The sequence below is a fragment of the uncultured Salinisphaera sp. genome, assembly GCF_964012375.1.
Classification (GTDB): domain Bacteria; phylum Pseudomonadota; class Gammaproteobacteria; order Nevskiales; family Salinisphaeraceae; genus Salinisphaera.
In genome coordinates this window covers 1-21,511 of sequence record NZ_CAXGSH010000071.1, presented here as the reverse complement: position 1 = coordinate 21,511, position 21,511 = coordinate 1, and the positions used below count along the sequence as shown (strand labels likewise).

Annotated in this window: 20 protein-coding genes and 1 pseudogene; 11 read left to right on the top strand and 10 right to left on the bottom strand. The window is 64.5% G+C overall.

Annotated features, from left to right (window positions below; genetic code table 11):
* Positions 1-1,280, top strand: a 1,280-nt coding sequence (gene radA / locus ABNU97_RS12675) for a DNA repair protein RadA (RefSeq protein ID WP_348767061.1), incomplete at its 5' end; no start/stop codon positions are given.
* Positions 1,281-1,300: 20 nt separating this feature from the next.
* Here radA and ABNU97_RS12670 read toward each other — a convergent pair.
* Both ABNU97_RS12670 and ccsA read right to left on the bottom strand, forming a co-directional pair.
* On the bottom strand, positions 1,301-2,638 hold the full coding sequence (locus ABNU97_RS12670; RefSeq protein WP_348767060.1) for an HlyC/CorC family transporter: 1,338 nt from the start codon (positions 2,636-2,638) through the stop codon (positions 1,301-1,303).
* 68 nt (positions 2,639-2,706) lie between these two features.
* Positions 2,707-3,510, bottom strand: a complete 804-nt coding sequence (gene ccsA / locus ABNU97_RS12665; RefSeq protein WP_348767059.1) for a cytochrome c biogenesis protein CcsA — start codon at positions 3,508-3,510, stop codon at positions 2,707-2,709.
* Between the two features lie 158 nt (positions 3,511-3,668).
* Here ccsA and ffh point away from each other — a divergent pair, with 158 nt between their 5' ends.
* The 5 genes and pseudogenes from ffh (at position 3,669) to rplS (ending at position 7,420) form a co-directional block, all read left to right on the top strand.
* The gene (gene ffh, locus ABNU97_RS12660) at positions 3,669-5,075 is read left to right on the top strand and encodes a signal recognition particle protein (RefSeq protein WP_348767058.1); all 1,407 of its coding nucleotides are present in this window, start codon (positions 3,669-3,671) and stop codon (positions 5,073-5,075) included.
* A 161-nt stretch (positions 5,076-5,236) separates the two neighbouring features.
* A pseudogene (gene rpsP / locus ABNU97_RS12655) lies at positions 5,237-5,473 on the top strand (30S ribosomal protein S16); the annotation flags it as partial.
* A 174-nt stretch (positions 5,474-5,647) separates the two neighbouring features.
* Positions 5,648-6,166, top strand: a complete 519-nt coding sequence (gene rimM, locus ABNU97_RS12650) for a ribosome maturation factor RimM (protein WP_348767057.1) — start codon at positions 5,648-5,650, stop codon at positions 6,164-6,166.
* A gap of 25 nt (positions 6,167-6,191) precedes the next feature.
* Complete coding sequence (gene trmD, locus ABNU97_RS12645; protein WP_348767056.1) at positions 6,192-6,962, top strand: tRNA (guanosine(37)-N1)-methyltransferase TrmD; 771 nt, start codon at positions 6,192-6,194, stop codon at positions 6,960-6,962.
* Between the two features lie 110 nt (positions 6,963-7,072).
* A complete protein-coding gene (rplS, locus tag ABNU97_RS12640) occupies positions 7,073-7,420 on the top strand; it encodes a 50S ribosomal protein L19 (protein WP_348767055.1) in 348 nt (115 codons plus the stop codon).
* A gap of 657 nt (positions 7,421-8,077) precedes the next feature.
* Here rplS and ABNU97_RS12635 read toward each other — a convergent pair.
* Both ABNU97_RS12635 and trxB read right to left on the bottom strand, forming a co-directional pair.
* Complete coding sequence (locus ABNU97_RS12635) at positions 8,078-8,596, bottom strand: NlpC/P60 family protein (protein WP_348767054.1); 519 nt, start codon at positions 8,594-8,596, stop codon at positions 8,078-8,080.
* 63 nt (positions 8,597-8,659) lie between these two features.
* Positions 8,660-9,685: a thioredoxin-disulfide reductase gene (gene trxB, locus ABNU97_RS12630; protein WP_348767053.1), complete on the bottom strand. Its 1,026-nt coding sequence runs from the start codon at positions 9,683-9,685 to the stop codon at positions 8,660-8,662.
* Positions 9,686-9,869: 184 nt separating this feature from the next.
* Here trxB and sppA point away from each other — a divergent pair, with 184 nt between their 5' ends.
* Positions 9,870-11,747 carry a signal peptide peptidase SppA gene (sppA, locus tag ABNU97_RS12625; RefSeq protein WP_348767052.1) on the top strand — a complete coding sequence of 626 codons (1,878 nt, stop codon included), beginning with the start codon at positions 9,870-9,872 and terminating at the stop codon, positions 11,745-11,747.
* A 3-nt stretch (positions 11,748-11,750) separates the two neighbouring features.
* Complete coding sequence (locus ABNU97_RS12620; RefSeq protein WP_348767051.1) at positions 11,751-12,725, top strand: glutathione S-transferase family protein; 975 nt, start codon at positions 11,751-11,753, stop codon at positions 12,723-12,725.
* Between the two features lie 18 nt (positions 12,726-12,743).
* Here the strand turns inward: ABNU97_RS12620 and ABNU97_RS12615 are convergent, their stop codons facing one another.
* Positions 12,744-13,538: a glycerophosphodiester phosphodiesterase gene (locus tag ABNU97_RS12615; RefSeq protein WP_348767050.1), complete on the bottom strand. Its 795-nt coding sequence runs from the start codon at positions 13,536-13,538 to the stop codon at positions 12,744-12,746.
* A 95-nt stretch (positions 13,539-13,633) separates the two neighbouring features.
* Here ABNU97_RS12615 and metC point away from each other — a divergent pair, with 95 nt between their 5' ends.
* Together metC and ABNU97_RS12605 are read left to right on the top strand one after the other, a co-directional pair.
* Positions 13,634-14,797: a cystathionine beta-lyase gene (metC, locus tag ABNU97_RS12610; protein ID WP_348767049.1), complete on the top strand. Its 1,164-nt coding sequence runs from the start codon at positions 13,634-13,636 to the stop codon at positions 14,795-14,797.
* A 57-nt stretch (positions 14,798-14,854) separates the two neighbouring features.
* Positions 14,855-15,523, top strand: a complete 669-nt coding sequence (locus tag ABNU97_RS12605; RefSeq protein ID WP_348767048.1) for a hypothetical protein — start codon at positions 14,855-14,857, stop codon at positions 15,521-15,523.
* Positions 15,524-15,614: 91 nt separating this feature from the next.
* Here ABNU97_RS12605 and nadC read toward each other — a convergent pair whose 3' ends face one another.
* The 3 genes from nadC to ABNU97_RS12590 all read right to left on the bottom strand — a co-directional run bounded on the left by nadC (position 15,615) and on the right by ABNU97_RS12590 (position 18,617).
* Complete coding sequence (gene nadC / locus ABNU97_RS12600) at positions 15,615-16,484, bottom strand: carboxylating nicotinate-nucleotide diphosphorylase (RefSeq protein ID WP_348767047.1); 870 nt, start codon at positions 16,482-16,484, stop codon at positions 15,615-15,617.
* A 238-nt stretch (positions 16,485-16,722) separates the two neighbouring features.
* Positions 16,723-17,853 carry an SUMF1/EgtB/PvdO family nonheme iron enzyme gene (locus ABNU97_RS12595; protein WP_348767046.1) on the bottom strand — a complete coding sequence of 377 codons (1,131 nt, stop codon included), beginning with the start codon at positions 17,851-17,853 and terminating at the stop codon, positions 16,723-16,725.
* Positions 17,850-18,617, bottom strand: a complete 768-nt coding sequence (locus tag ABNU97_RS12590; RefSeq protein ID WP_348767045.1) for a class II glutamine amidotransferase — start codon at positions 18,615-18,617, stop codon at positions 17,850-17,852. Before ABNU97_RS12590 ends, ABNU97_RS12595 begins: the two co-directional genes overlap by 4 nt.
* A 90-nt stretch (positions 18,618-18,707) precedes the next feature.
* Here ABNU97_RS12590 and egtD point away from each other — a divergent pair, with 90 nt between their 5' ends.
* A complete protein-coding gene (gene egtD, locus ABNU97_RS12585) occupies positions 18,708-19,700 on the top strand; it encodes an L-histidine N(alpha)-methyltransferase (RefSeq protein WP_348767044.1) in 993 nt (330 codons plus the stop codon).
* 26 nt (positions 19,701-19,726) lie between these two features.
* Here egtD and argF read toward each other — a convergent pair whose 3' ends face one another.
* Both argF and ABNU97_RS12575 read right to left on the bottom strand, forming a co-directional pair.
* Complete coding sequence (gene argF / locus ABNU97_RS12580) at positions 19,727-20,626, bottom strand: ornithine carbamoyltransferase (RefSeq protein ID WP_348767043.1); 900 nt, start codon at positions 20,624-20,626, stop codon at positions 19,727-19,729.
* Between the two features lie 2 nt (positions 20,627-20,628).
* Positions 20,629-21,511: aminotransferase class III-fold pyridoxal phosphate-dependent enzyme (locus ABNU97_RS12575; RefSeq protein ID WP_348767042.1), on the bottom strand; the 883-nt coding region annotated here is incomplete at its 5' end.

The window sequence follows — 21,511 nt, the reverse complement described above, 5'->3', positions numbered from 1 at the left end:
GGAATACGCTGGTGGAAAGCGTTGCTGCCGCGCCGGCCAAGCCCGGGGCGGGCGTGCCGGCGAGCTTCGGCAACGCCGCGCCGCAGGTAGAACGGCTGAACGCGATTCGCCCGGCCGAAACCGCGCGTACGCCCACGGGGCTGTCGGAGCTCGACCGCGTGCTCGGCGGCGGGCTGGTGCCCGGCTCCGTAATCCTGATCGGCGGCGATCCGGGCATCGGCAAATCGACGCTGCTATTGCAGGTGCTCGCCCAGCTATCCGCAGCGATCCCGGCGCTGTATGTCACTGGCGAGGAATCCTTGGAACAGGTGCACCTGCGCGCCCAGCGCCTGGGCGTGGATCAGGCCGAGCTGGCGGTGCTGGCCGAAACCTGCGTGGAACGCGTGCTGGCCCTGGCCAAGCCACAGGCGCCGAAGCTGGTGGTGATCGATTCGGTACAGACCGTGTTTTCGCAGGCGGTCACCTCGGCGCCGGGCAGCGTGTCGCAGGTACGCGAGTCGGCCTCCATGCTGGTGCGTTTTGCCAAGGCGACCGGCACGGCGCTGATTCTGGTCGGCCATGTCACCAAGGAAGGCACGATTGCCGGGCCGCGTGTACTCGAGCATATGGTCGATACGGTGCTCTACTTCGAAGCCGAGGCCTCCAGCCGGTTTCGCGTGATCCGGGCGGTGAAGAATCGTTTTGGCGCGGTCAACGAGCTGGGTGTGTTCGCCATGTCCGGCAGTGGGCTCAAGCAGGTCACCAACCCGAGTGCGATCTTTCTGTCGCGTCATGAAACCGCGGTGCCCGGCAGCGCCGTCATGGTCACCCGCGAGGGCTCGCGGCCGATGCTGGTCGAGGTGCAGGCGCTGGTGGACGAATCCCAGCTGCACAACCCGCGCCGGGTCGCGCTTGGCCCGGACGGGCAGCGCCTGGCCATGCTGTTGGCGGTGCTGCATCGCCATGGCGGTATTCCGCTCGGCGATCAGGACGTATTCGTGAACGTGGTGGGCGGCATGCGGGTGAGCGAAACCGCGGCCGATCTGGCGGTGGTGCTGGCCGCTCTGTCGAGTTTTCGCGATCGTGCGCTGGGCGAGCGGCTGGTGATCTTCGGCGAGATCGGTCTGGCCGGCGAAATTCGCCCCGTACCGGGCGGCGAGGACCGCCTGGCCGAAGCGGCCAAGCACGGCTTTACCCGGGCGATCGTGCCCAAGGCCAACACGCCGCGCAGCAAGCGGGTCGGCGAGATGGAAGTGGTCGGCGTCGCCCGCCTGAGCGAGGCGATCGACGCGATCAGCTAGCCGACGAAGCCCACGCCAAGCTAGCGCTGGGCCTTGTCGGTGCCGCGGTCCGCGGCGGCCTCGTCGAGGCCCGTATCCTCGCCCGCCGCGCGGCGCAGCCTGCGCTTGGGCGGTTTGACCCGTACCGTCTGCACAAGGTTCGCACGCGTCTGCGCGATTTCCAGCACGTATTTGCCCACCTTGAGCTTGGTGCCGGGCTGCGGAATGGTTTCCAGATGCTCGGTGATAAGCCCGTTCATCGTTTTCGGCCCGTCGACGGGCAGCTTCCAGCCCATGGCGCGGTTGAGCGAACGCAGCGTGACCGTGCCATCCACCAGATAGCTGTCGTCACCGTCCATATAGACGTTCTTGACGCGCGTGGCGGGGTCGGTGGTGAATTCGCCCACGATCTCTTCGAGGATATCCTCGAGCGTGACCAGCCCCTGGATATCGCCATACTCGTCGACCACGAAGCCGATCCGGCGCTGCTGGTTCTGGAAATTGAGCAGCTGCTGATTGAGCGGAGTGCCCTCGGGTACGAAGTAGGGTTCGCGGGCCAGGCCGAGCAGGGCGTCCTTGTCGAGATTGTCTTCGGAGATCAGTGCGAGCACGCGGCGCATGTGCACGATGCCCGCCAGCTCGTCGATGGAGCCGTCGAAAATCGGCAGCCGCGTATGCTGGTTATGCACCAGCTGCTCGAGGATTTCGGCCCAGGACTTGCTGATATCGATGCCCACGATCTCGTTGCGAGGCACCATGATGTCCTCGACCGTGGCATTTTCCATATCGAGAATCGACAACAGCATCTGCTGGTGTCGGCGCGGAATCATCGCGCCGGCTTCGGTGACCACGGTGCGCAGTTCCTCGGAAGACAGCGAATGGGCGGCCGCATCGTCTGCCGATACCCCGAACAGGCGCAGAATGCCGTTGCCGGCCCAGTTGATGATCATGACCACCGGCCAGGCCACGCGCAGCAGCGGCGCGTACACATAGGAGGCCGGGTAGGCCACGCGCTCGGGATGCAGCGCGGCCAGCGTTTTCGGGGTGACCTCGGAAAAGATCAGCACGAACACCGTGAGCGTGACCGTGGCCACCAGCACGCCGACGTTGCCGAACAGGCGGATGCCGATCACCGTGGCCACCGCAGACGCGGCGATATTGACCAGGTTGTTGCCCAGCAGGATCAGCCCGATCAGCCGATCCGGGCGATCGAGCAGATGCGCTGCGCGCGTCGCACCGCCGTGGCCAGTCTTGGCCAGGTGCTTCATGCGGTAGCGGTTGAGCGTCATCAGCCCGGTTTCCGAGCCCGAGAAAAAGGCCGATAAAACGAGCATCAGCAGCAGTATGCCGAACAGTATCGGCAGAGAAATGGCGTCCAAGAAGTCAGCCCTGAATCAAATGAATGCGCGTCTCGCGTGCCCAAGATCGGCACGGGGTACGATGCGCTTTACCAATGTTGGCCCAGAATGAGCTCCAGCACCAACTTGCTGCCGAAATAAGCCAGCACGAGCAGCGCATAGCCGGCCAGCGCGCCGCGTACGGCCAGGCGTCCGCGCCAGCCGTAGCGCCAGCGCCCGTACAACAGCACCGCGAAGAACGCCCAGGCGACCAGCGACAGCACGGTCTTGTGGACCAGATGCTGGGCGAACAGGTCGTCGATGAACAGCGCGCCGGTGGCAATGGCCAGGCTCAACAGGAAAAAACCTGCGCCGATCAACCGGAACAGCAGCATTTCCATGGTCTGGAGTGCCGGCAATCGGGTGAACATGCCGGTGGGCGGTCGGCGTCTGAGCTGACGATGCTGCAATGCGAGCACGATGGCCTGCACCGCACCCAGCGTGAGCAGGCCGTAGGCGAGTATTGACAGCAGAATATGCAGCTGCAACGGCCAGGCCAGCGCTTCCGTGGCACTGTGCGAGTCCGGCACGAGCAGCGCGGCAATCGCGCATAGTCCGGCAAAGGGGTAGATCACCAGGCCCAGCGCGCCCACCGATTCACGCAGCGAAAACAGCCACAGCAGCAACGCCGCCTGCCAGGCGAACAGGGACAGCGCGGTACCCAGCCCGATGACCAGCATGCCGGAATGCAGGCTCAGATGAACCAGCGAGCCGATCTGGCCGGCCAGCCCCAGGCCGGCCAGTACGCTGACATGCCAGTAGGGCGCGCCCTGGGCGAGGTGACGCCATACGGCAGCGGCAGCGCCCGCGTAGAGCAGCGCGGCAAGAAGCACTTCCAGTACGACCAGTGCCATTTATGGTGCAGGGGACTCGTAAGCCATGAGGACCATTGTGCCGTATTTCTCGTGTCGGGCGGGCCGCGATCGTTGCGGCTTGATCGTTGTTTGGAATGCAGCCGCGTCCTGCGACGTTATACTGGGTGCCTTCATGGTTCCATCGATCGAGCGCGTGCATGTTCGACAGTCTGAGTGATCGGCTCAATCGCAGTTTTCAGACCATCCGCGGCCGCGGCCGGCTGACCGAAGACAACATCAAGGCCACCCTGCGCGAAGTGCGCATGGCGCTGCTCGAGGCCGATGTGGCGCTGCCCGTGGTCAAGCAGTTCGTCGACGATATTCGTGCCCGCGCGGTGGGCAACGAGGTGATGACCAGCCTCACGCCGGGGCAGGCGCTCATCAAGATCGTCAAGGACGAGCTGACGTCGTTGCTGGGTGAGGCCAACGAAAGCCTCGACCTGCGCGTGAAGCCGCCGGCGGTGGTGCTCATGGCCGGCCTGCAGGGCGCGGGTAAGACCACCTCCACCGGCAAGCTGGCGCGCTATCTCAAGCAGCGCGAGAAGAAGTCCGTGCTGGTGGTTTCCACCGACGTGTATCGCCCGGCGGCCATCGATCAGCTCGCCCGGGTCGCCCACGATGTAGGCGTGGATTTTCATCCGAGCCAGTCGAGCGACAAGCCGATCAAGATCGCGCAGTCGGCAATGGAGGCCGCGCGCAAGGGCTTCTACGACGTGCTCATCGTCGATACCGCCGGCCGGCTGGGTATCGACGACAAGATGATGGCCGAGATCAGCGCCCTCAACGAGGCGCTGACCCCGGCTGAGACGCTGTTCGTGGTCGATGCCATGACCGGTCAGGACGCGGCCAATACAGCCAAGGCGTTTGGCGACGCGCTGCCGCTGACCGGCGTCGTCCTCACCAAGGTCGACGGCGACGCCCGTGGCGGTGCGGCGCTGTCGGTGCGCCAGATCACCGGCAAGCCGATCAAGTTCCTGGGTGTGGGCGAAAAGCTCGAAGCGCTCGAGCCGTTTCATCCCGATCGCGTGGCTTCGCGCATTCTGGGCATGGGCGATGTGCTGTCGCTGGTCGAAGAGGCCGAACAGAAGGTCGATCGCCAGAAGGCCGAAAAGCTCGCCAAGAAACTGCAGAAGGGCAAGGGTTTCGATCTCAACGATCTGGCCGACCAGCTGCGCCAGATGCAGGAAATGGGCGGCCTCGGCGCGCTCATGGAGAAGCTGCCCGGCGGCGCCCAGATGCCCAAGGGCATGGCCGCGGCCGCCGACGATACCCAGGTCAAGCGCATGCTGGCCATCGTCGATTCCATGACCGCCCAGGAGCGCGCCTTCCCGGACGTGATCAAGGCATCGCGCAAGCGCCGGATCGCCAGTGGTTCAGGCACCCAGGTTCAGGACATCAACCGCCTGCTCAAGCAGCATCTGCAGATGCGCAAGATGATGAAGAAGTTCAAGGGCGGCGGCATGAAGAAGATGATGCGCGCCATGCAGGGCATGGGCGGCGGCGGTGGCGGCATGCCGCCCGGCATGGGCGGTGGCGGTACGCTGCCACCGGGCATGGGCCGATAGCGCTCAAGGGTTTGGCGCCGGTTCGGTCGCGTATTGCTCGATCGGTGCTTTCCTTTTTCTGCTATTGGCGTACAATGCGCGATCTTTGTACGGGCTTGAGCAGCGATTTATATCCTGCTTGCAGCATCGTTCATTCATATCAACGGCATAAATAAACGGCTATGGTCAAAATTCGGCTGCAGCGCGGCGGCGCTAAGAAGCGTCCCTTCTATCACATCGTAGTGACCGACATGCGCAACGGGCGCGACGGTCGTTATATCGAACGCCTGGGTTTCTTCAACCCGGTCGCGATCGGTGGCGAAGTGCCGCTGCGTCTCGATATCGAGCGTATCGAGTACTGGAAGGGCCATGGTGCACAGCTCTCCGAGCGGGTGACCAACCTGGTCAAGAGCTTCAACCGTCACGGTGAAGGCCAGGCCCCGGCCCGTGCCGCGCCGCCGGTGAGCAAGGCCAAGGAAGCGCCGAACCAGACCGTACCGGCCGGTGAGACGGGCGATCAGTCCGCCGAGGCTGCCCCGCAGGCCGACGAAAACCAGGCCGGCGCCGCGGAATAATCCCGCGGGCTCGCACGCATGGCAGATCGACCTGTCGTTCTCGGCCATGTGAGCGGGCTGTTCGGTGTCAAGGGATGGATCAAGGTCTATTCCTACACCCGCCCGGCTGCCAATCTTCTGGAATACGATGATTGGTTGATAGGCCGCCAGGACGAGACCTGGCGGCCTTTTCGCGTTCTGGATGCACGCGAGCAGGGCAAGACGCTGGTCGCCTGTCTGGCCGCCAACGACACGCCGTTGGCCGACCGCGATGCGGCGGCTGAGCTGATCGATCTGCAGATCGCGGTCGAGCGCGACCAGCTGCCCGAACCCGAAGACGGCGAATACTACTGGTTCGACCTGGTCGGCCTGGACGTGGTCACGCTCGACGGCACGCCGCTGGGGCGCGTCAAGGCGATGATGGAAACCGGCGCGAACGATGTGCTCGTGCTCCAGGGTGATCGCGAGCGGCTGGTGCCGTTCGTCGTGGGTGAAATCATCGACGATGTCGACCTCGAGGCGGGCCGGATCGTCGCCGACTGGGACCCTGACTTCTAAACCCGTTAACCGGCAGTATTCGGCCATGCGTATCGACGTCGTCACGCTGTTCCCGGAATGGGTCGGCCAGCTCGAGCAGTTCGGTGTGGTCGGACGCGGGCTGCGCGAATCGCGTCTGGAACTGGCCTGCTGGAACCCGCGCGACGACGCCGACAACGCCAGCGGTCGTGTCGACGACAGGCCGTACGGCGGCGGCCCGGGCATGGTCATGCAGGGCCCGCCGCTGGCCGCGACTCTGGAACGGGTCAAGGCGGCGCGCGGCCATGGCGTGCCGGTGATCATGCCGTCGCCGCAGGGCCAGCCATTCGATCAGCGCCAGGCGCAGGCACTGGCCGAAGGCGAGGGATTCGTGCTGGTATGCGGGCGCTATGAAGGGATCGACCAGCGCTTTGTCGATGCCTACGTCGACAAGGAGCTGTCGGTCGGCGACGTGGTGCTCTCCGGCGGCGAGCTGCCGGCGATGATGATCATCGATGCCGTCGCCCGGCTGTTGTCCGGCGTACTGGGTGACAGTCGATCGGCAGCCCAGGATTCGTTCGTCAACGGCCTGCTCGATCATCCGCATTACACCCGACCGCCTCGATTCGCCGGGCGCGACGTGCCCGACGTGCTGCTCAGCGGAGATCACGCGCGCATCGAGCGCTGGCGGGCGCAGCAGGCGCTGGGCGCGACTTGGCGTCGGCGTCCGGATCTGCTTGCGCTTTGCGAGCTCGACGCCGCCCAGAAAGCACTGCTGGACGCGTATATTGCCGGCGAAACCGACGAATCGGACACCCACGGCGGCTCGCGCGAATAGAATTTATTGAAAAACCTCGCCACGGGTGGCGAAAAACGCGTCGAGTTCCGGTATACTGCCGCGTCTTTCAACGCCCCCGTGGCCTCCAAGAACGCTACTAGAGACTGACCATGAGCAACATCATCGACGAACTGGAAGCCGAGCAGCAGAGCGGCAAGAATATTCCGGATTTCTCGGCCGGCGATATGGTGGTCGTGCAGGTGCGCGTGAAGGAAGGCGAGCGTGAGCGTCTGCAGGCCTTCGAAGGCATCGTGATCGCCAAGCGTAACCGCGGCCTGAACTCGGCTTTCACGGTGCGCAAGGTATCGCACGGCGAAGGCGTGGAGCGCGTGTTCCAGACCTTCTCCCCGAACGTGGCTGAGGTCAAGGTACTGCGTCGTGGCGACGTTCGCCGCGCCAAGCTCTACTATCTGCGCGAGCGCAGCGGCAAGTCGGCCCGAATCAAGGAAAAGCTCTAAACGCTTCTTTCCACGCCATGCCTGCATGGCGGCATAGAAAACGGCGCCCTCGAGGCGCCGTTTTTGTATCTGGCTGCGATCAAGCGCTTTCTTGATTCAGCACCCGCTGGCTGTTCTCAAGTAAGCACGTTGTTCGCGCATGAACGCAAAGACACGCGAATTAAGGCCAAACACGGGCCGCACGAAGGCCAGCTGGCCTGCTGTTCAGGCCGCACGCGCAAGGCGGTCCGCAGATGGGCTCCGAGATGCTGGGATTTCGCTAGTCGACCGTCTGAGGGCTGTGGTCTTCAAGAGCGGCCGCAGATTTCTCACATGCACGAGCTCGGCAGATGCGCCCGACGACAGCGCACGATCACGATCTCGTCTCTTCGATCTGCGTGATCTGCGTCGATCTGCCGACTACTTCTCACCGCTAATGCCACCCAGGCCAAGCCGCCCGTGCTGTCGATAGCCCGCCAAGGCCAAATAAATCAATCGGCGTAATCCGCGCGCAGACGGCTTCGTGATCATGCACGCAGCGCCGCTGTCTGAACTCAAGCAGCCAGGTTGTCCGCTGTTGAGCGCGAAAGACGAATTGTTCGAAGGCCGGCTGGGGTTATGTTCCCGCCGCGTGCTCAACGTTGCCCATACCCAGGAGCGGGTTTAAAAGCGCTGTTGTCAGGGCAGCTGGCGCACCACGCCGACCAGGCGCTGGGCCCAGAAGTCGTCTTCGGTATCGAACAGCGCCACGCCGCTGTTGGCGCCGCCGACGCCGGGGTTGGCCATCAGCATTTCGCCCGCCTGGGTGTATAGACCGACCAGCAGCCGGTCGTCGCCCTGGCTGTTTTCGATACGGAAGAACAGCAGATCGGCCGGCTCGGCTTCGACCAGTTCGATGGGCTTGCCGGTATCCAGCTGGGCCTGAATATCACGCGGCAGGGCCGCGCCCACGCTCTGATAGGCGGCATATACGAGGCCGCTGTCGTCGTAGGCCTGGGGGCCGGTCGCGCCGGCCTGGTAGGGGCGTCCCAGGGCCTCTATGGCGGCGTCCGCCACGGCGGCGCGTGTATCGGTGGTGGGCGGGATCTCGTTCTTGCTTGGGCTGCTGCTACAGCCAGCCAATATCAGCGCGACGGAGCCGATCAGAATCAGGAGGGTGGCGCTTAGCGCGCGCGCCGGGCGCGTTCGAATTGTCATGGCTCAATCATGCCTCAAGCCCGGCGCATACGGCCAGTTCGCCGCATGCGCCGGGGCCTGGAATCATACCTCGCGATGTGCCGCCTGGCTTTCGACGTGCGCGTCGCGCGCGGTTTCGTCCTCGCTCAGGGCGTCCAGGTATTTTTCTGCGTCGAGGGCGGCCATGCAGCCGGTGCCGGCCGAGGTGATGGCCTGACGATAGACATGGTCCATCACGTCGCCGGCGGCGAACACGCCGGGTTTGCTGGTGGCGGTGGCGTTGCCCTGGGTGCCGCTCTGTACCTTGATATAGCCGCCGGCCATGTCCAGCTGGCCTTCGAAAATATCGGTATTGGGCTTGTGGCCGATGGCAATGAAGATGCCGTCGACGTCGAGCTGTTGGGTTTCGCCGCTTTCGCGGTGCTTGATGCGACCGCCGGTTACGCCCATCTCGTCGCCGAGCACTTCCTCGAGCTCGTGGTCCCAGATGATCGATACATTGCCGTTGGCGACCTTGTCGAAGAGCTTGTCGGCCAGGATCTTCTCACCGCGGAACTTGTCGCGCCGATGGACCACGGTCACATGGGCCGCGATATTGGACAGATACAGCGCTTCTTCCAGCGCCGTATTGCCGCCGCCGATAACCGCGACGTTCTTGTTGCGGTAGAAAAAGCCGTCGCAGGTCGCGCAGGCGGAAATGCCCTTGCCCATGAAGGCGGTTTCCGATTCCAGCCCCAGATAGCGGGCGGTCGCACCCGTGGCGATGATCAGCGCATCGCAGGTATAGATGCCGCGATCACCTTCCAGACGATAGGGCGGCTTCGACAGGTCGGTGGTATGGATATGGTCGAACACGATCTCGGTATCGAAGCGCTTGGCGTGTTCTTCCATGCGCTGCATCAGGCCGGGGCCCTGCAGGCCTTCGACATCGCCGGGCCAGTTGTCCACGTCGGTGGTGGTCATCAGCTGCCCACCCTGTTCCATGCCGGTGAGCAGAACCGGCTTGAGATTGGCGCGTGCGGCATAAACGGCCGCGGTATAGCCGGCCGGGCCGGAGCCGAGAATGATAAGCCGGTGATGAATCACGGGTTTGCTGTCGTCTTTGCTCATGGTCGATCCTGGCGCAGAATTGGCGATCTAGATTCGTCTTGATGTGGCGCATTGGCGCCCGATTCAAGTCGCGAAGGGCAGTGCGAGCGGCTACACTGCCACGCGTCGCGCGCGTTTGCATCCAGCCTTGTCGTTCAGCGATCGAGCCGCTCATGCATCACCGGCTCGGTCTATGGGAGTTGTTGTGGCCAAGAAACCCTCGCTCATTCGTCGTCTTTTTCGTGGCATTTGGCGCACGATCCTGCTGTTCTATGCGCTGCTGCTGATCGTTACGCTGGTGCTGATTCCGGTGGGGGTTTATTTCGCTTTCTTCAGCGCGCCCAGCGTGAGCGTGGAGCAGGATACGGCGCTGGTCTGGGCGCCCAGCGGCGATCTGGTGGAGCAGCGCAATCACGGTGTCGGCTCGCTGCTCGGGGCCGCGGTGTCCCAGCCGCAGCCGCAGTCGGTGGTTCGTGACCTGATCGACTCGCTGGACCGGGCCGCCGACGATAGCCGTATCAAGCTGGCGTTTCTCAAGCTCGACGAACTGGGCAGTGCCCAGCCCGGCCAGCTGCAGGACCTCGTGGCCGCGATCGATCGCTTCAAGCAGTCCGGCAAGCCGGTCTATGCCTGGGCGCCGTCCTACGATCAGGCCCAGTACGCGCTCGCCTCGCATGCGGATACCGTGTACATGGACCCGCTCGGCTATGTGCTGATTCCCGGCTACGGCGTTTATCGCAACTACTACAAGGACGCGATCGACAAGCTCGGCATCGAGGTCAACGTGTTTCGCGTGGGCGAATACAAATCCTATGTGGAGCCCTATACCCGCAACGACATGTCGCCGCAGGCGCGTGCTGCCAACCGGACCTGGATGAACTCGCTGTGGCAGACCTATCGGGACGAGGTCAGCGCCGATCGCGAATTCGCCGCAGCCGATATTGATCGCTATACCGAAACCTATGCCGATGCACTGGTCAGCGCCGGCGGCGATGCCGCGGCCGTGGCGCGCGATGCCGGGCTGGTCGATACGGTGGCACCGCTGTCGGATATTCGCACCGAAGTCAGCAACCTGGTCGGCCGCGACGAAACCCACGGCAGCTTTCGCCAGATTCATTATGTCGACTACCTCAATGCCACCGAAGCGCAGCAGCCGGCGCCGGCCACCGAAAGCCGTATTGCGGTGGTCGTGGTCGAGGGCGGCATTGTCGACGGCGAAAGCGTGCCCGGCTCGGCCGGCGGCGATACCATCGCCCGCATGATTGCCGATGCGCGTCGCGACGACCATGTCGCCGCGCTGCTTCTGCGGGTGAATTCGCCGGGCGGCTCGGTGACCGCCTCCGAGCGTATCCGCCGAGAGGTCGAGCTCACCCGTCAGGCGGGCAAGCCGGTGGTGGTATCGATGGCCGGCGTGGCCGCATCCGGCGGCTACTGGATCTCCATGAACGCCGACCAGATATGGGCCGAGCCGGCGACCATCACCGGCTCGATCGGCATCTTCGGTATCGTGCCCACGTTCGCCAAGCCGCTGAACGATCTGGGCATTCATACCGACGGCATCGGCACTACGCCGTTGTCGGGCGCGCTGCGGCTGGATCAGCCGCTTTCCGAGCCGGTGAAGGCCATGCTGCAGGCGGGCGTCGAGCACGGCTACGATGAATTCGTCGGTCGCGTTGCCAGCGCACGCAACATGCAGGAACAGGCCGTACGCGAGATCGCCCAGGGCCGGGTCTGGAGCGGGATCGATGCCGAGCGCATCGGTCTGGTTGATCACCTGGGCGGCTATCTGGATGCCGAGCAGGCCACGGCCAAGCTCGCCGGCCTGGGTCCTGAGGACTATACGCTGCAGCCCATGCTGCCGCCGTCGGACTGGCGCGCGGCGATTCGCGAATTTCTGAGTTCGAACGTCCAGTCGGCGATCGTGCCGGCCTGGCTTTCGAAAGTCACCGATGCATCGGCCCTTGATTGGCTGCGTAACGGGCTCAATGATCCACGACATCTGTATGCGCATTGTTTTTGTGCGCTCGATAACGAGGCGCGCCCCGGCGCGCGCGTTTCGCTACCTCAAACACGCGTGGAGTGAATCATGGGATTGCTTGTCGAAGGGCAATGGAAAGACCAGTGGTATGACACCGATTCCACGGGCGGCAAGTTCGTGCGCGAATCGGCTGGTTTTCGCGACTGGGTGAGCGCCGATCCCGACTCGCGCTTTACCGCCGAAGCCGGCCGCTATCATCTGTATGTATCGTTGGCCTGCCCCTGGGCCCACCGCACCCTGATTCTGCGCAAGCTCAAGGGGCTGGAGTCGGCCATCGGCGTATCGATTGTGGACCCCTATATGGGCGAGTGGGGCTGGAGCTTCTCCGATGCGCCGGGCACGATCCGTGATCCGCTCTATGGTCTGGATCATCTGTTCGAGCTGTATCAGAAGGCGGCGAGCGGCTATACCGGGCGTGTGACCACGCCCACGCTATGGGATCGCCAGCACGAAACCATCGTCTCGAACGAATCGGCGGATATCGTGCGCATGCTCAACAGCGCCTTCGACGGCGTGGCCGAGCATCCCGAACGCGACTATTACCCGAGCGAGCTGCGCGCCGAGATCGATGCCGTCAACGAACGCGTTTATCACGACGTGAACAACGGCGTGTACAAGGCTGGCTTCGCGACCACGCAGGAGGCCTACGAACAGGCTTTCGAGAAGCTGTTCGCCACGCTCGACTGGCTCGACGCACGCCTGGCCGAACAGCGTTATCTGGCCGGCAACCGTATCACCGAAGCCGACTGGCGGCTGTTCGTCACCCTGGTGCGTTTCGACGCGGTTTATGTCGGCCACTTCAAGTGCAACCTGCGGCGTATTGCCGACTATCCGCATCTGTCGGGCTATCTGCGCGAGCTATACCAGGTGCCCGGTATTGCCGAAACCACCAATTTCGACCATATCAAGCAGCACTACTACCGCAGCCATCCGACCATCAACCCGACCGGTATCGTGCCGGTGGGTCCGGCCCTGGATCTGTATGCGCCGCACGGGCGGGCCGCGGCCGGCGCGCTGGACTAGGCAGGCGCTCGAACTCTGTCAGCGTCCGGTTGCGCAGGCTCGGTCCAGGCTTTTCTGCAGGCGTACGGCATGGTTGGAAAAAATCCAGTCCACGCCGCGCGCGATTTCGCGCCGACACATGGCGGGGCTGCAGATGAAGCCGCTGCCAACCAGCGAACGACGTTGATGCAGGCCCCGGATATGATGCGGTCGTAACAAGGCAAAGGGTCCGGCCAGACCGGCGCAGTCGTGGTTGAGCGCCCAGTCGTAGAGGTCGTTGAAGTTGAACTTGGCTACCGGCAGATGGCACCGCGCCGGCAGCTCGGCCACGGCTTCGAACAGGCGCGTATCCAGCGACAGCACGTGGAAATCCTGTTGTGGAACCAGCGGCGACAGCAGATCCAGTAGCCGCCGCTCGGCCTTGGCCGTACCCCGTGTCTTGATCTCGAGCATGAGATGGGCGCGCGTGGCGTAGCGCTCCAGAAAACTGTCCAGATGAGGCAGCTCCGGCACCCGCCGGCGCAGGGTGGGCCAGGGCGTGTCGGCCACCACGTCGTTGAGGCCGAATACGCGCTTCAGGTCGGCATCGTGAACCACCACCGGTTCGTCGTCGCGGGTAAAACGCACGTCGAACTCGATACCGGCCACGCCTGCGGCGATGGCCGGGTCGAATGCCGCGAAGGTGTTTTCGCGCACGCGCTGTCCGTCGCGTTCACCGCGATGCGACACGATACGGGCGTTCGCCAGCGCCTGCCGATCCGGGGCGCGATGCGGCAGCCGTGCCAGAACGGCCTCCGCGGTGTGGGACAATAAGGATTCAAGATGTCGATTCACGGCACGCAGTGATTCCAGCCGAACGATGGGCGCAAGTATAGAGGCCCATCGGCCTGGCAGGGCCGACCGAGCGAACACAAAGGATCGAAGCAGGCATGAAAACCGCTACCCGACTCGTGCATGCCGGGCGCGACCCGGCCCGGCAACAGGGCATGGTCAATCCGCCCGTCTATCACGCATCCACGGTGTTGTTCGAATCCCTTGATGCGCTCGAACGGGCGGCCGCCAACCCGTTCGAGGGCGTCTACTACGGGCGTAACGGTACGCCGGTGCAGTTCGCATTCGAATCGGCGGTGGCCGAAATGGAAGGCGCGCACGGCGCGGTCACCACCTGCTCGGGGCTGGCCGCCATCACCGCGGCGCTGATGAGCCATGCCCGGCAGGGCGCCCACTTTCTGGTAACGGATAACGTCTACGGGCCCACGCGCAAGCTATGCGACGGCCTGCTCCAACAGCTGGGCGTGACCACCGAGTATTTCGACCCGACGATTGCCCCTGAGGCCCTTGAAGCCCGCGTAACCGATGCCACGCGGGTGCTGTTCCTGGAGGCGCCGGGCTCGCTGACCTTTGAAATCAGCGATATCCCGGCTTTGGCCGGTGTGGCGCGTCGCCATGGCGTGACCGTGATGGCCGACAATACCTGGGCCACCCCGCTGTATTTCAACGCCTTCGACCACGGCGTGGATATTTCGATTCATGCCGCGACCAAGTATCTGGTCGGTCATGCGGATGCCATGCTCGGCGTGATCAACTGCAACGAAACGCACTACATGAACGTGCGCAAGACGGCGGCCGGTATGGGCTACTGTGCCGGCCCGGACGATATCTATCTCGGTTTGCGCGGGCTGCGCACGCTCGGCCAGCGTCTACCTACCCATCAGGCCAACGCGATCGCGCTTGCCGACTGGCTTGCCGATCAGCCCGCGGTGGCGCGGGTCATCCATCCGGCCCGTGCCGATCATCCACAGCATGCGCTGTTCGCCCGTGATTTCAGCGGCGCGAGCGGCCTGTTTTCGATCGTCCTGCAGCCGGTCGAGCGTGAGCGCCTGGCCGCCATGCTCGATCATCTCGAACTGTTCGGGATGGGCTTTTCCTGGGGCGGCTATGAAAGCCTGATTCTAGCGGTGGACCCGAATCGAAGCCGCACGGCCACGCGCTGGGCCCACGAAGGCCCCACGCTGCGTATTCATGCCGGTCTTGAGGCCGTGGACGACCTGATCGCCGATCTGGCAGCCGGCTTAAAGAGGTTGGCCGCCTAGCCGATATGCCCGACAGAGCGCGCTGCAGCCGGCAGTGCGTATTGCGAGGGCGATTCAATGAAAAAAATGCAGTGGCTGGGGGCCGTCGGCCTCGCGGCGATGGCCTGCGGTGCGCAGGCGGGTGATTTCGGCGTGGGCGCCGTGGCCGGCACGCTGGGCTTGGGCGGCCAGGTCTCCTATGCATGGACCGAGCGCGTCCAGACCCGTGCCATGGTCGCGGGCTTCAGCACCGACGTGGATTTCCAGGCCGAAGGCGGCAGCGATCTCGATTACAGCGGCAACGTCGACCTGTTGCACGGTGCCTTGTTGCTGGACTACCACCCCTTCGGCGGCGTGTTTCGCCTGACCGGTGGTGTGATGCTCAACGACGACAAGATCGATGGCAGCGCGGTCTGCGAACAGACGGTCTGCGATCTGGGTGATAACGAAGGCGTTCTCGTGCAGGGCGACCGCCTCGACGCGACCGCACGCTACGATTCGGTGTCGCCCTATATCGGCTTCGGCTGGGGCAAGTCGCCGGGTGCCGAGGGCGGGCTGGGCTTTAGCGCCGATATCGGCGTGTTCTATCTGGGCGATCCGGATGTGAACGTCAAGCTCAGCGGCGCATCCACGGTCAACCCGGTCGCACGCGATGCGGTGGAGCAGGAAAAGGACGGTATCGAGGACGATCTGGACAAGCTGCCGCTGTACCCGGTGGTGATGCTGGGCCTCGATTATCGGTTCTGAACGACTTCGTTCGCTGGTTTGATGCCAGCCCGGCATAGCCGACGACCGGGGCGCATTGCATGGCGCTCCGGTCGAATCCATTGCTGCGCTGTCAGTCGGTATGCATTCGCATCGAGAAATCGGTGGCACGAATATGCTTGGTCAGGCCGCCGATGGAAATACGATCCACGCCGGTATCCGCGACCTCTCGGACATTGCGCAGGCTGATATCGCCCGAGGCCTCGATCACGATATCGCGGCGAAAGCGCCGCCGGTGCGCGTCGGCCATGTTCACCGCGCGTGCGAGCACATGGCTTGCCAGGTTATCGAGCAACACGCCGTCGCAGCCGGCTTCCAGGGCCTGCTCCAGCTCTTCGAGCGTTTCGATCTCCACCTGCACGAACTGGCCGGCCGCGATTTCACGTGCTTTGGCGACGGCGGTTTCGATGGAGCCGGCCGCCATGATGTGATTCTCCTTTATGAGAATGGCGTCGAACAGCCCGAAGCGATGGTTCACGCCACCGCCGCAGCGCACCGCATAGCGTTGCGCGCTGCGCAGGCCGGGCAGGGTCTTGCGGGTATCGATGATCTGGGTATTCGTGCCCTTGACCCGCTCGACGAAATCGAAGGTGCAGCTGGCCACGCCGGACAGCAGCTGCAGGAAATTCAAGGCCGTGCGCTCGCCGCTCAGCAACGCCCGTACCGGGCCCGTGATCTCGCAGACGGGCGTGTTCGAGTGGATGCGCTGGCCGTCGTCGGCAAGCCAGTCGACACGCACCCGCTCGTCGAGCGCGGTGAAGCTGCGTTCGAACCAGGGTGCGCCGGAGAGAATCGCGTTTTCGCGCACGATCACTCGGGCCTTGGCCTGTAGGCCGTCGTCGGCGAGCGCCGCGTTGCGATCGCCGTCGCCAATGTCTTCGGCAAGCGCGCGTTCGACGGTGCTGTCGATATCGTCGGGCAGGGTGAGATCGATCTGCGGCATGGCTTATCTCGCGTGGTATTGATCGGGGCGCAAAACAGCGCAAACGCGTCAGCTGTTTGCAACGCCAGCGAAAAAATGAACGTCGCCATCTTTCAGTCGTTCATTTCTCCGTGGCTTGGCGACCTGCGGCCGCGGCACGTATGCGTAGGCGCGTCGTCTACCCGGCTTTTTCTATGCCGGGCTTCTGACAGGACGGCGCAGTATAAGACATCGCCCCGCGCCCGCGGGTGCCGGCAGCTCAGGCGCGCGCCAGGCGCAAACCGGCGTGTACATGGCGATGGGTGGGCGGGTAGAAGTTGCGAAAGCCGGGCCGACGCACCTCGGGCTCACTGTGCACGCTGGCCCCGCGCGCAACGAAATGCGCGCCGTCGAACCAGGGCATGGAATAGCCGTCGTAGGGAAAGGGACGAAAACCGGGGTAGGGATAGAAGGCGTCGGCGCACCACTCCCAGACCTGCTCGACATCGCGCAGCACACCCGCGCGGCGTGCGGCTTCCCATTCCAGTTCGCGCGGCAGGCGAGCCTGCGCATAGCGGGCATAGGCGCGGGCTTCGTACCAGCCGATGCCGTGTACGGGCTGCTGGCCTGTATCGGCCGCTTCGTCGCCGGCAATGGCCCAGCCTTCGGCAAGCGGTTGCCAGTGCTGCGGGTGTTCCACCGCGGCCTGCTCGCGCCAGGCCCAGCCGGGCGCATCCCACCACTCGCGGCGCTGGTAACCGCCGCTTTCGATGAACCCCAGCCACTGGGCGTTGGTCACGCAGTGCGGCGCGATGGCGAAGGGGGCCGGGTAGGCGGTGAATACGGGCTGTTCGTTATCGTAGGCATCGATGGTGTCGGTGCCGATATTCACGCTATGGGCCGCTATCGTTTCGAAGTGGCTATCGGGCGCGGCCGGTTCCATCGTCAGCGCTACGGGTTCGTGCGCGTCGAGCGCCAGCTGGGCGCGCACCAGGCGCATGGTTTCCAGATGCTGGGCATAGTGCTGGCGTACGAATGCGGCGAGGTAGCCGTCGGCGAGCAGCGGATGATCGACGTCGTTCGCGCGCTGCCAGTAGGCATCGTTCTGTTCGGCCAGTGCGCTGGCCCAGGCGCGCAGATCGGCGGCGTCGGGTAGGCGGGCGCTGCGTTCGTCCTTGGCCGAGATTTCCGGCACGTACAGATCGCGCCACGCGTGGGTGACCGAGGTGTCGCCAAACACGCGCTCGGCCAGCCAGTAGGTTTCCATGAACAGTACATGGCCGACGTGCCAGAGCATGGGGCTGAGTTCGGGATGGCTCTGACAGCGTTGCTGGGCGGGGGTGAGCCCGTCGAGCATGGCCACGCTTGCCTGCCGCAGCTGGGCGATACGAGTGGGCGGGTTGGCGGTCATAGCGATTCCCGTCGCGGTGGTTGTCCGGCTTCGGCGATGATCAGTTCGCCCGACGCTACTTCAGTCCAGCCCGGCTGGTCATCAAACGCTTCCGAGCCGATCGCGGTACCGCCATGCCAGTCGGCACTGAAATACAGCGACGGCGCGTCGCCGTTCACGGCGGCCCGCACGGCCACCATCTGCTGGCCGTCGCTGGCAATCATGTTCAGCAATGCCCGCACCTCGGGCGCGTCGGCAAGCCATGTACGAATAAGCCCGATCACCGCGCGCAGTCGTTCGCTGAGCGTGCCGGTCTGCTGGCGCATCAGCGCGAACAGATACTCCGAATCGGTGTTGCCGTTGATGGTGGTTTCGATTTCGGGCGCTATATCGGCGCGCAGCTGCGAGCGCAGGGTCCGGGCGAAGTCGTCGATGAAGCCGTTGTGGGTGAACAGCCAGTCGTCGCTGTAGAACGGCTGGGTATTGGCATAGTCGGTGCCCAGGCCGGCGGTGGCGCTGCGCACATTGGCCAGCCACAGCGGAGATTGCAGGCTGCGCCCCAGCGATGCGAGATTGATATCGGCCCAGATGGGCAGAATTTGTCGATAACCGGCGGGGCGGCCGCTTTCATCCAGCCAGGCAGCCCCCCAGCCGTCGGCATTGACGGTCGCGCTGACCATTTCGCGTGCGGCCCACGCCTGGTGGCCGAGGCCATGCGGCGGGTCGGTGATCAGCGCGCGCAGCGCCAGCGGGCGCGCGCCGATGAAGCCGGCAATTCGGCACATCCGTACAAATCCGAAATATTAAGGTTACCCACCGATGATAACCTTCCGGAATCAACACGCCCAACGATCCGCAAAGCGGAACAGCACGTTATGACCAATTCCCCGACCGGCGCGCGCCTGACCAGCACGCACGTGGTGCCCGACCGGCCGCTGGCGTCCTTGGCGGACGACGTACGCGCGGGTCTGCTCGCGCGCCCGCGCTGGCTGTCGCCGAAATACTTCTACGACGACCATGGCTCGGCCCTGTTCGAGGCGATCTGTGCGACGCCCGAGTACTACCCGTCACGCAGCGAAGCGGCGCTGCTTGCCGCCCACGGCCGAACGATCATCGAAGCGTCCTCGCCCGAACATATTCTCGAGCTGGGCAGCGGCAGCTCGCGAAAGACCCGGCATCTGCTCGACGCCTGCGATGCCTTGAATCGGCCCTGTCGATACTGGCCGTTCGACGTCAGCGCGCAGATGATGCTGGACGCCGGCGCCGAGCTGGTGGCGGACTATGACTGGCTCACCGTCCATGCCCTGATTGGCGACTACACCGGCGGCCTGTCGACCGTGCCCCTGCCCGAAGACGGTCGTCGCCTGATCGTGTTCCTTGGCGGCACGCTGGGCAATTTCGAGCCGGCGGATGCGCTGGCCATGCTCGAACAGATTGCCGCGCTCATGCGCGACGACGATCGCCTTCTACTGGGCATTGATCGGGTCAAGGACACGGCCACGCTCGAGGCCGCCTACGACGATGCACAAGGCGTGACCGCCGACTTCAACCGCAACGTGCTACGGGTGCTCAATCGCGAACTCGATGCCGATTTCCCGGTTGAGGCGTATCGCCACCGCGCGCTTTTCGATCGCGATAATGCCCGTATCGAGATGCGCCTGACGGCCGATTATGCCCACCGGGTGAGGCTGGCGGCGTTGGATACGGCTATCGATATCGACGCCGGCGAGGAGATCGTGACCGAGTTCAGCCACAAGTTCACGCCGGACACTCTTCGCGCGCTGCTCAACGCAGCCGGTCTGGCGATGGACCGCCATTTCGAAGCCGAGGGCGGTGCCTATTCGCTGGTGCTGGCGCGCCGGGCCTGACGGCCCGGCAGACGGGGCGGCGCGGGTCAGTCCGCGTCGAGCAGATCCAGCAGCAGCGCTTTCTGGGCATGCAGGCGGTTTTCGGCCTCGTCCCAGACCACGCTGTGGGGCCCGTCGATGACTTCGGCGCTGACTTCCTCGCCGCGATGGGCGGGCAGGCAGTGCATGAACAGGGCGTCGTCCTTGGCCCAGCTCATCAACGCCTTGTTGACCTGGAAATTGGCGAAGTCGGCCAGACGGACCTCGCGGTCGTCCTCGTCGCCCATGCTCGCCCAGACGTCGGTGACCACCAGATCGGCGCCGTCGGCGGCCTGGGGCGCATCGTCGCAGATCACGGCACGTTCGCCGCAGGTTTTGAGAATCTGTGGATTCGGGCCGTAGCCCTCGGGCGCAGCGATCCGCAGCTCGAAACCCAGCAGGCGGGCAGCCAGCATGTAGGAATGGCACATGTTGTTGCCGTCGCCGATCCAGGCCACCGTCTTGCCGCCTATATCGCCGCGGTGTTCCTGATAGGTCTGCAGGTCGGCCAGCAGCTGGCAGGGGTGAAAGCGGTCGGTCAGCCCATTGATGACCGGAACGCTGGCGTAGGCCGCAAAGCGTTCGAGCATGTCGTGGGAGTGGTTGCGAATCATTACCACGTCGACCATGCGCGAGAGCACGCGGGCGGTGTCCTCCACCGGCTCGCCGCGCCCGATCTGGGTATCGCCCGGCGACAGGAAGATGGCGTGACCGCCGAGCTGCGTCATGCCGGCCTCGAACGATACGCGGGTGCGCGTAGAGGCTTTTTCGAACAGCATGCCGAGCGTACGCCCGACGAAGGGCTGTTTGCCGCGCGGTTCGCGCTTTAGCGCAATGGCGTTGTCGATCACGCGGCGAATGCCGTCGGCGCCCAGGTCATCCAGGCTCAGAAAGTGGCGCAGGGTCATGGTCAGCTTGCTTGGTTGGAACGTGTGGAATGGCTCGCCGGCGCGGCGACGCTTTCGATGAGATAGCACACGCCGTCCACCAGTCGTTCGACCTCGGCCGGGCCGATGATCAACGGCGGCAGCAGTCGAATGACGTTGGCGGCGGTGACGTTGAGCAGAATGCCCTGTTCGCGGGCGGTGTCCACGAGATGTGCGCAGGGCTCGGCCAGCTCGATGCCAATCATCAGGCCCATGCCGCGGATATCCTTGACGTGGTCAAGGCCGTCGACGCGCGCCTCGATCTGGCTGCGAATGGAATCGCCCATGGCCTGGGCATGGGCCAGCAGGCCCTGGGTTTCGATGGTTTCCAGTACGGCCAGCGCCGCACGACAGGCCAGCGGATTGCCGCCAAAGGTGGAACCGTGGCTGCCCGGCCCGAACAGGGGCGTGGCCTTGCCGGAGACCAGCGCCGCGCCGATGGGCACGCCGCCGGCCAGCCCCTTGGCCAGGCCCATCACATCCGGGGTGATGCCGGTGGCCTGGTGGGCGAACCAGTGGCCGGTGCGGCCGACGCCGCTTTGTACTTCGTCGACCATCATCAGCCAGTCGCGTTCGTCGCAGAGCCGGCGTATGCCGGGCAGAAAGTCGGCCGGCGGTACGCGCACGCCGCCTTCGCCCTGAATCGGTTCGACCAGCACCGCGGCGATATTGGCGTCGTCGAGCGCGGCGATAGCGTCGAGATCGCCATAGGGTACGCGCAGAAAGCCTTCCGGCAAGGGTTCGAAGCCTTTCTGGGCATTGGCATTGCCGGTCGCGGCCAGGGCGGCGAGGGTGCGCCCATGAAAGGAATTCTCCATGACCACGACCACCGGCTTGTCGATGCCGCGCTTGTGGCCATGCAGCCGG

Excerpts from the sequence above, each read along its gene's own strand:
- ccsA (WP_348767059.1), bottom strand. The coding sequence starts at position 3,510 with ATGGCACTGGTCGTACTGGAAGTGCTTCTTGCCGCGCTGCTCTACGCG.
- ffh (WP_348767058.1), top strand. The coding sequence starts at position 3,669 with ATGTTCGACAGTCTGAGTGATCGGCTCAATCGCAGTTTTCAGACCATC.
- rimM (WP_348767057.1), top strand. The coding sequence starts at position 5,648 with ATGGCAGATCGACCTGTCGTTCTCGGCCATGTGAGCGGGCTGTTCGGT.
- trmD (WP_348767056.1), top strand. The coding sequence starts at position 6,192 with ATGCGTATCGACGTCGTCACGCTGTTCCCGGAATGGGTCGGCCAGCTC.
- rplS (WP_348767055.1), top strand. The coding sequence starts at position 7,073 with ATGAGCAACATCATCGACGAACTGGAAGCCGAGCAGCAGAGCGGCAAG.
- ABNU97_RS12635 (WP_348767054.1), bottom strand. The coding sequence starts at position 8,596 with ATGACAATTCGAACGCGCCCGGCGCGCGCGCTAAGCGCCACCCTCCTG.
- trxB (WP_348767053.1), bottom strand. The coding sequence starts at position 9,685 with ATGAGCAAAGACGACAGCAAACCCGTGATTCATCACCGGCTTATCATT.
- ABNU97_RS12620 (WP_348767051.1), top strand. The coding sequence starts at position 11,751 with ATGGGATTGCTTGTCGAAGGGCAATGGAAAGACCAGTGGTATGACACC.
- metC (WP_348767049.1), top strand. The coding sequence starts at position 13,634 with ATGAAAACCGCTACCCGACTCGTGCATGCCGGGCGCGACCCGGCCCGG.
- ABNU97_RS12605 (WP_348767048.1), top strand. The coding sequence starts at position 14,855 with ATGAAAAAAATGCAGTGGCTGGGGGCCGTCGGCCTCGCGGCGATGGCC.
- nadC (WP_348767047.1), bottom strand. The coding sequence starts at position 16,484 with ATGCCGCAGATCGATCTCACCCTGCCCGACGATATCGACAGCACCGTC.
- ABNU97_RS12595 (WP_348767046.1), bottom strand. The coding sequence starts at position 17,853 with ATGACCGCCAACCCGCCCACTCGTATCGCCCAGCTGCGGCAGGCAAGC.
- ABNU97_RS12590 (WP_348767045.1), bottom strand. The coding sequence starts at position 18,617 with ATGTGCCGAATTGCCGGCTTCATCGGCGCGCGCCCGCTGGCGCTGCGC.
- egtD (WP_348767044.1), top strand. The coding sequence starts at position 18,708 with ATGACCAATTCCCCGACCGGCGCGCGCCTGACCAGCACGCACGTGGTG.
- argF (WP_348767043.1), bottom strand. The coding sequence starts at position 20,626 with ATGACCCTGCGCCACTTTCTGAGCCTGGATGACCTGGGCGCCGACGGC.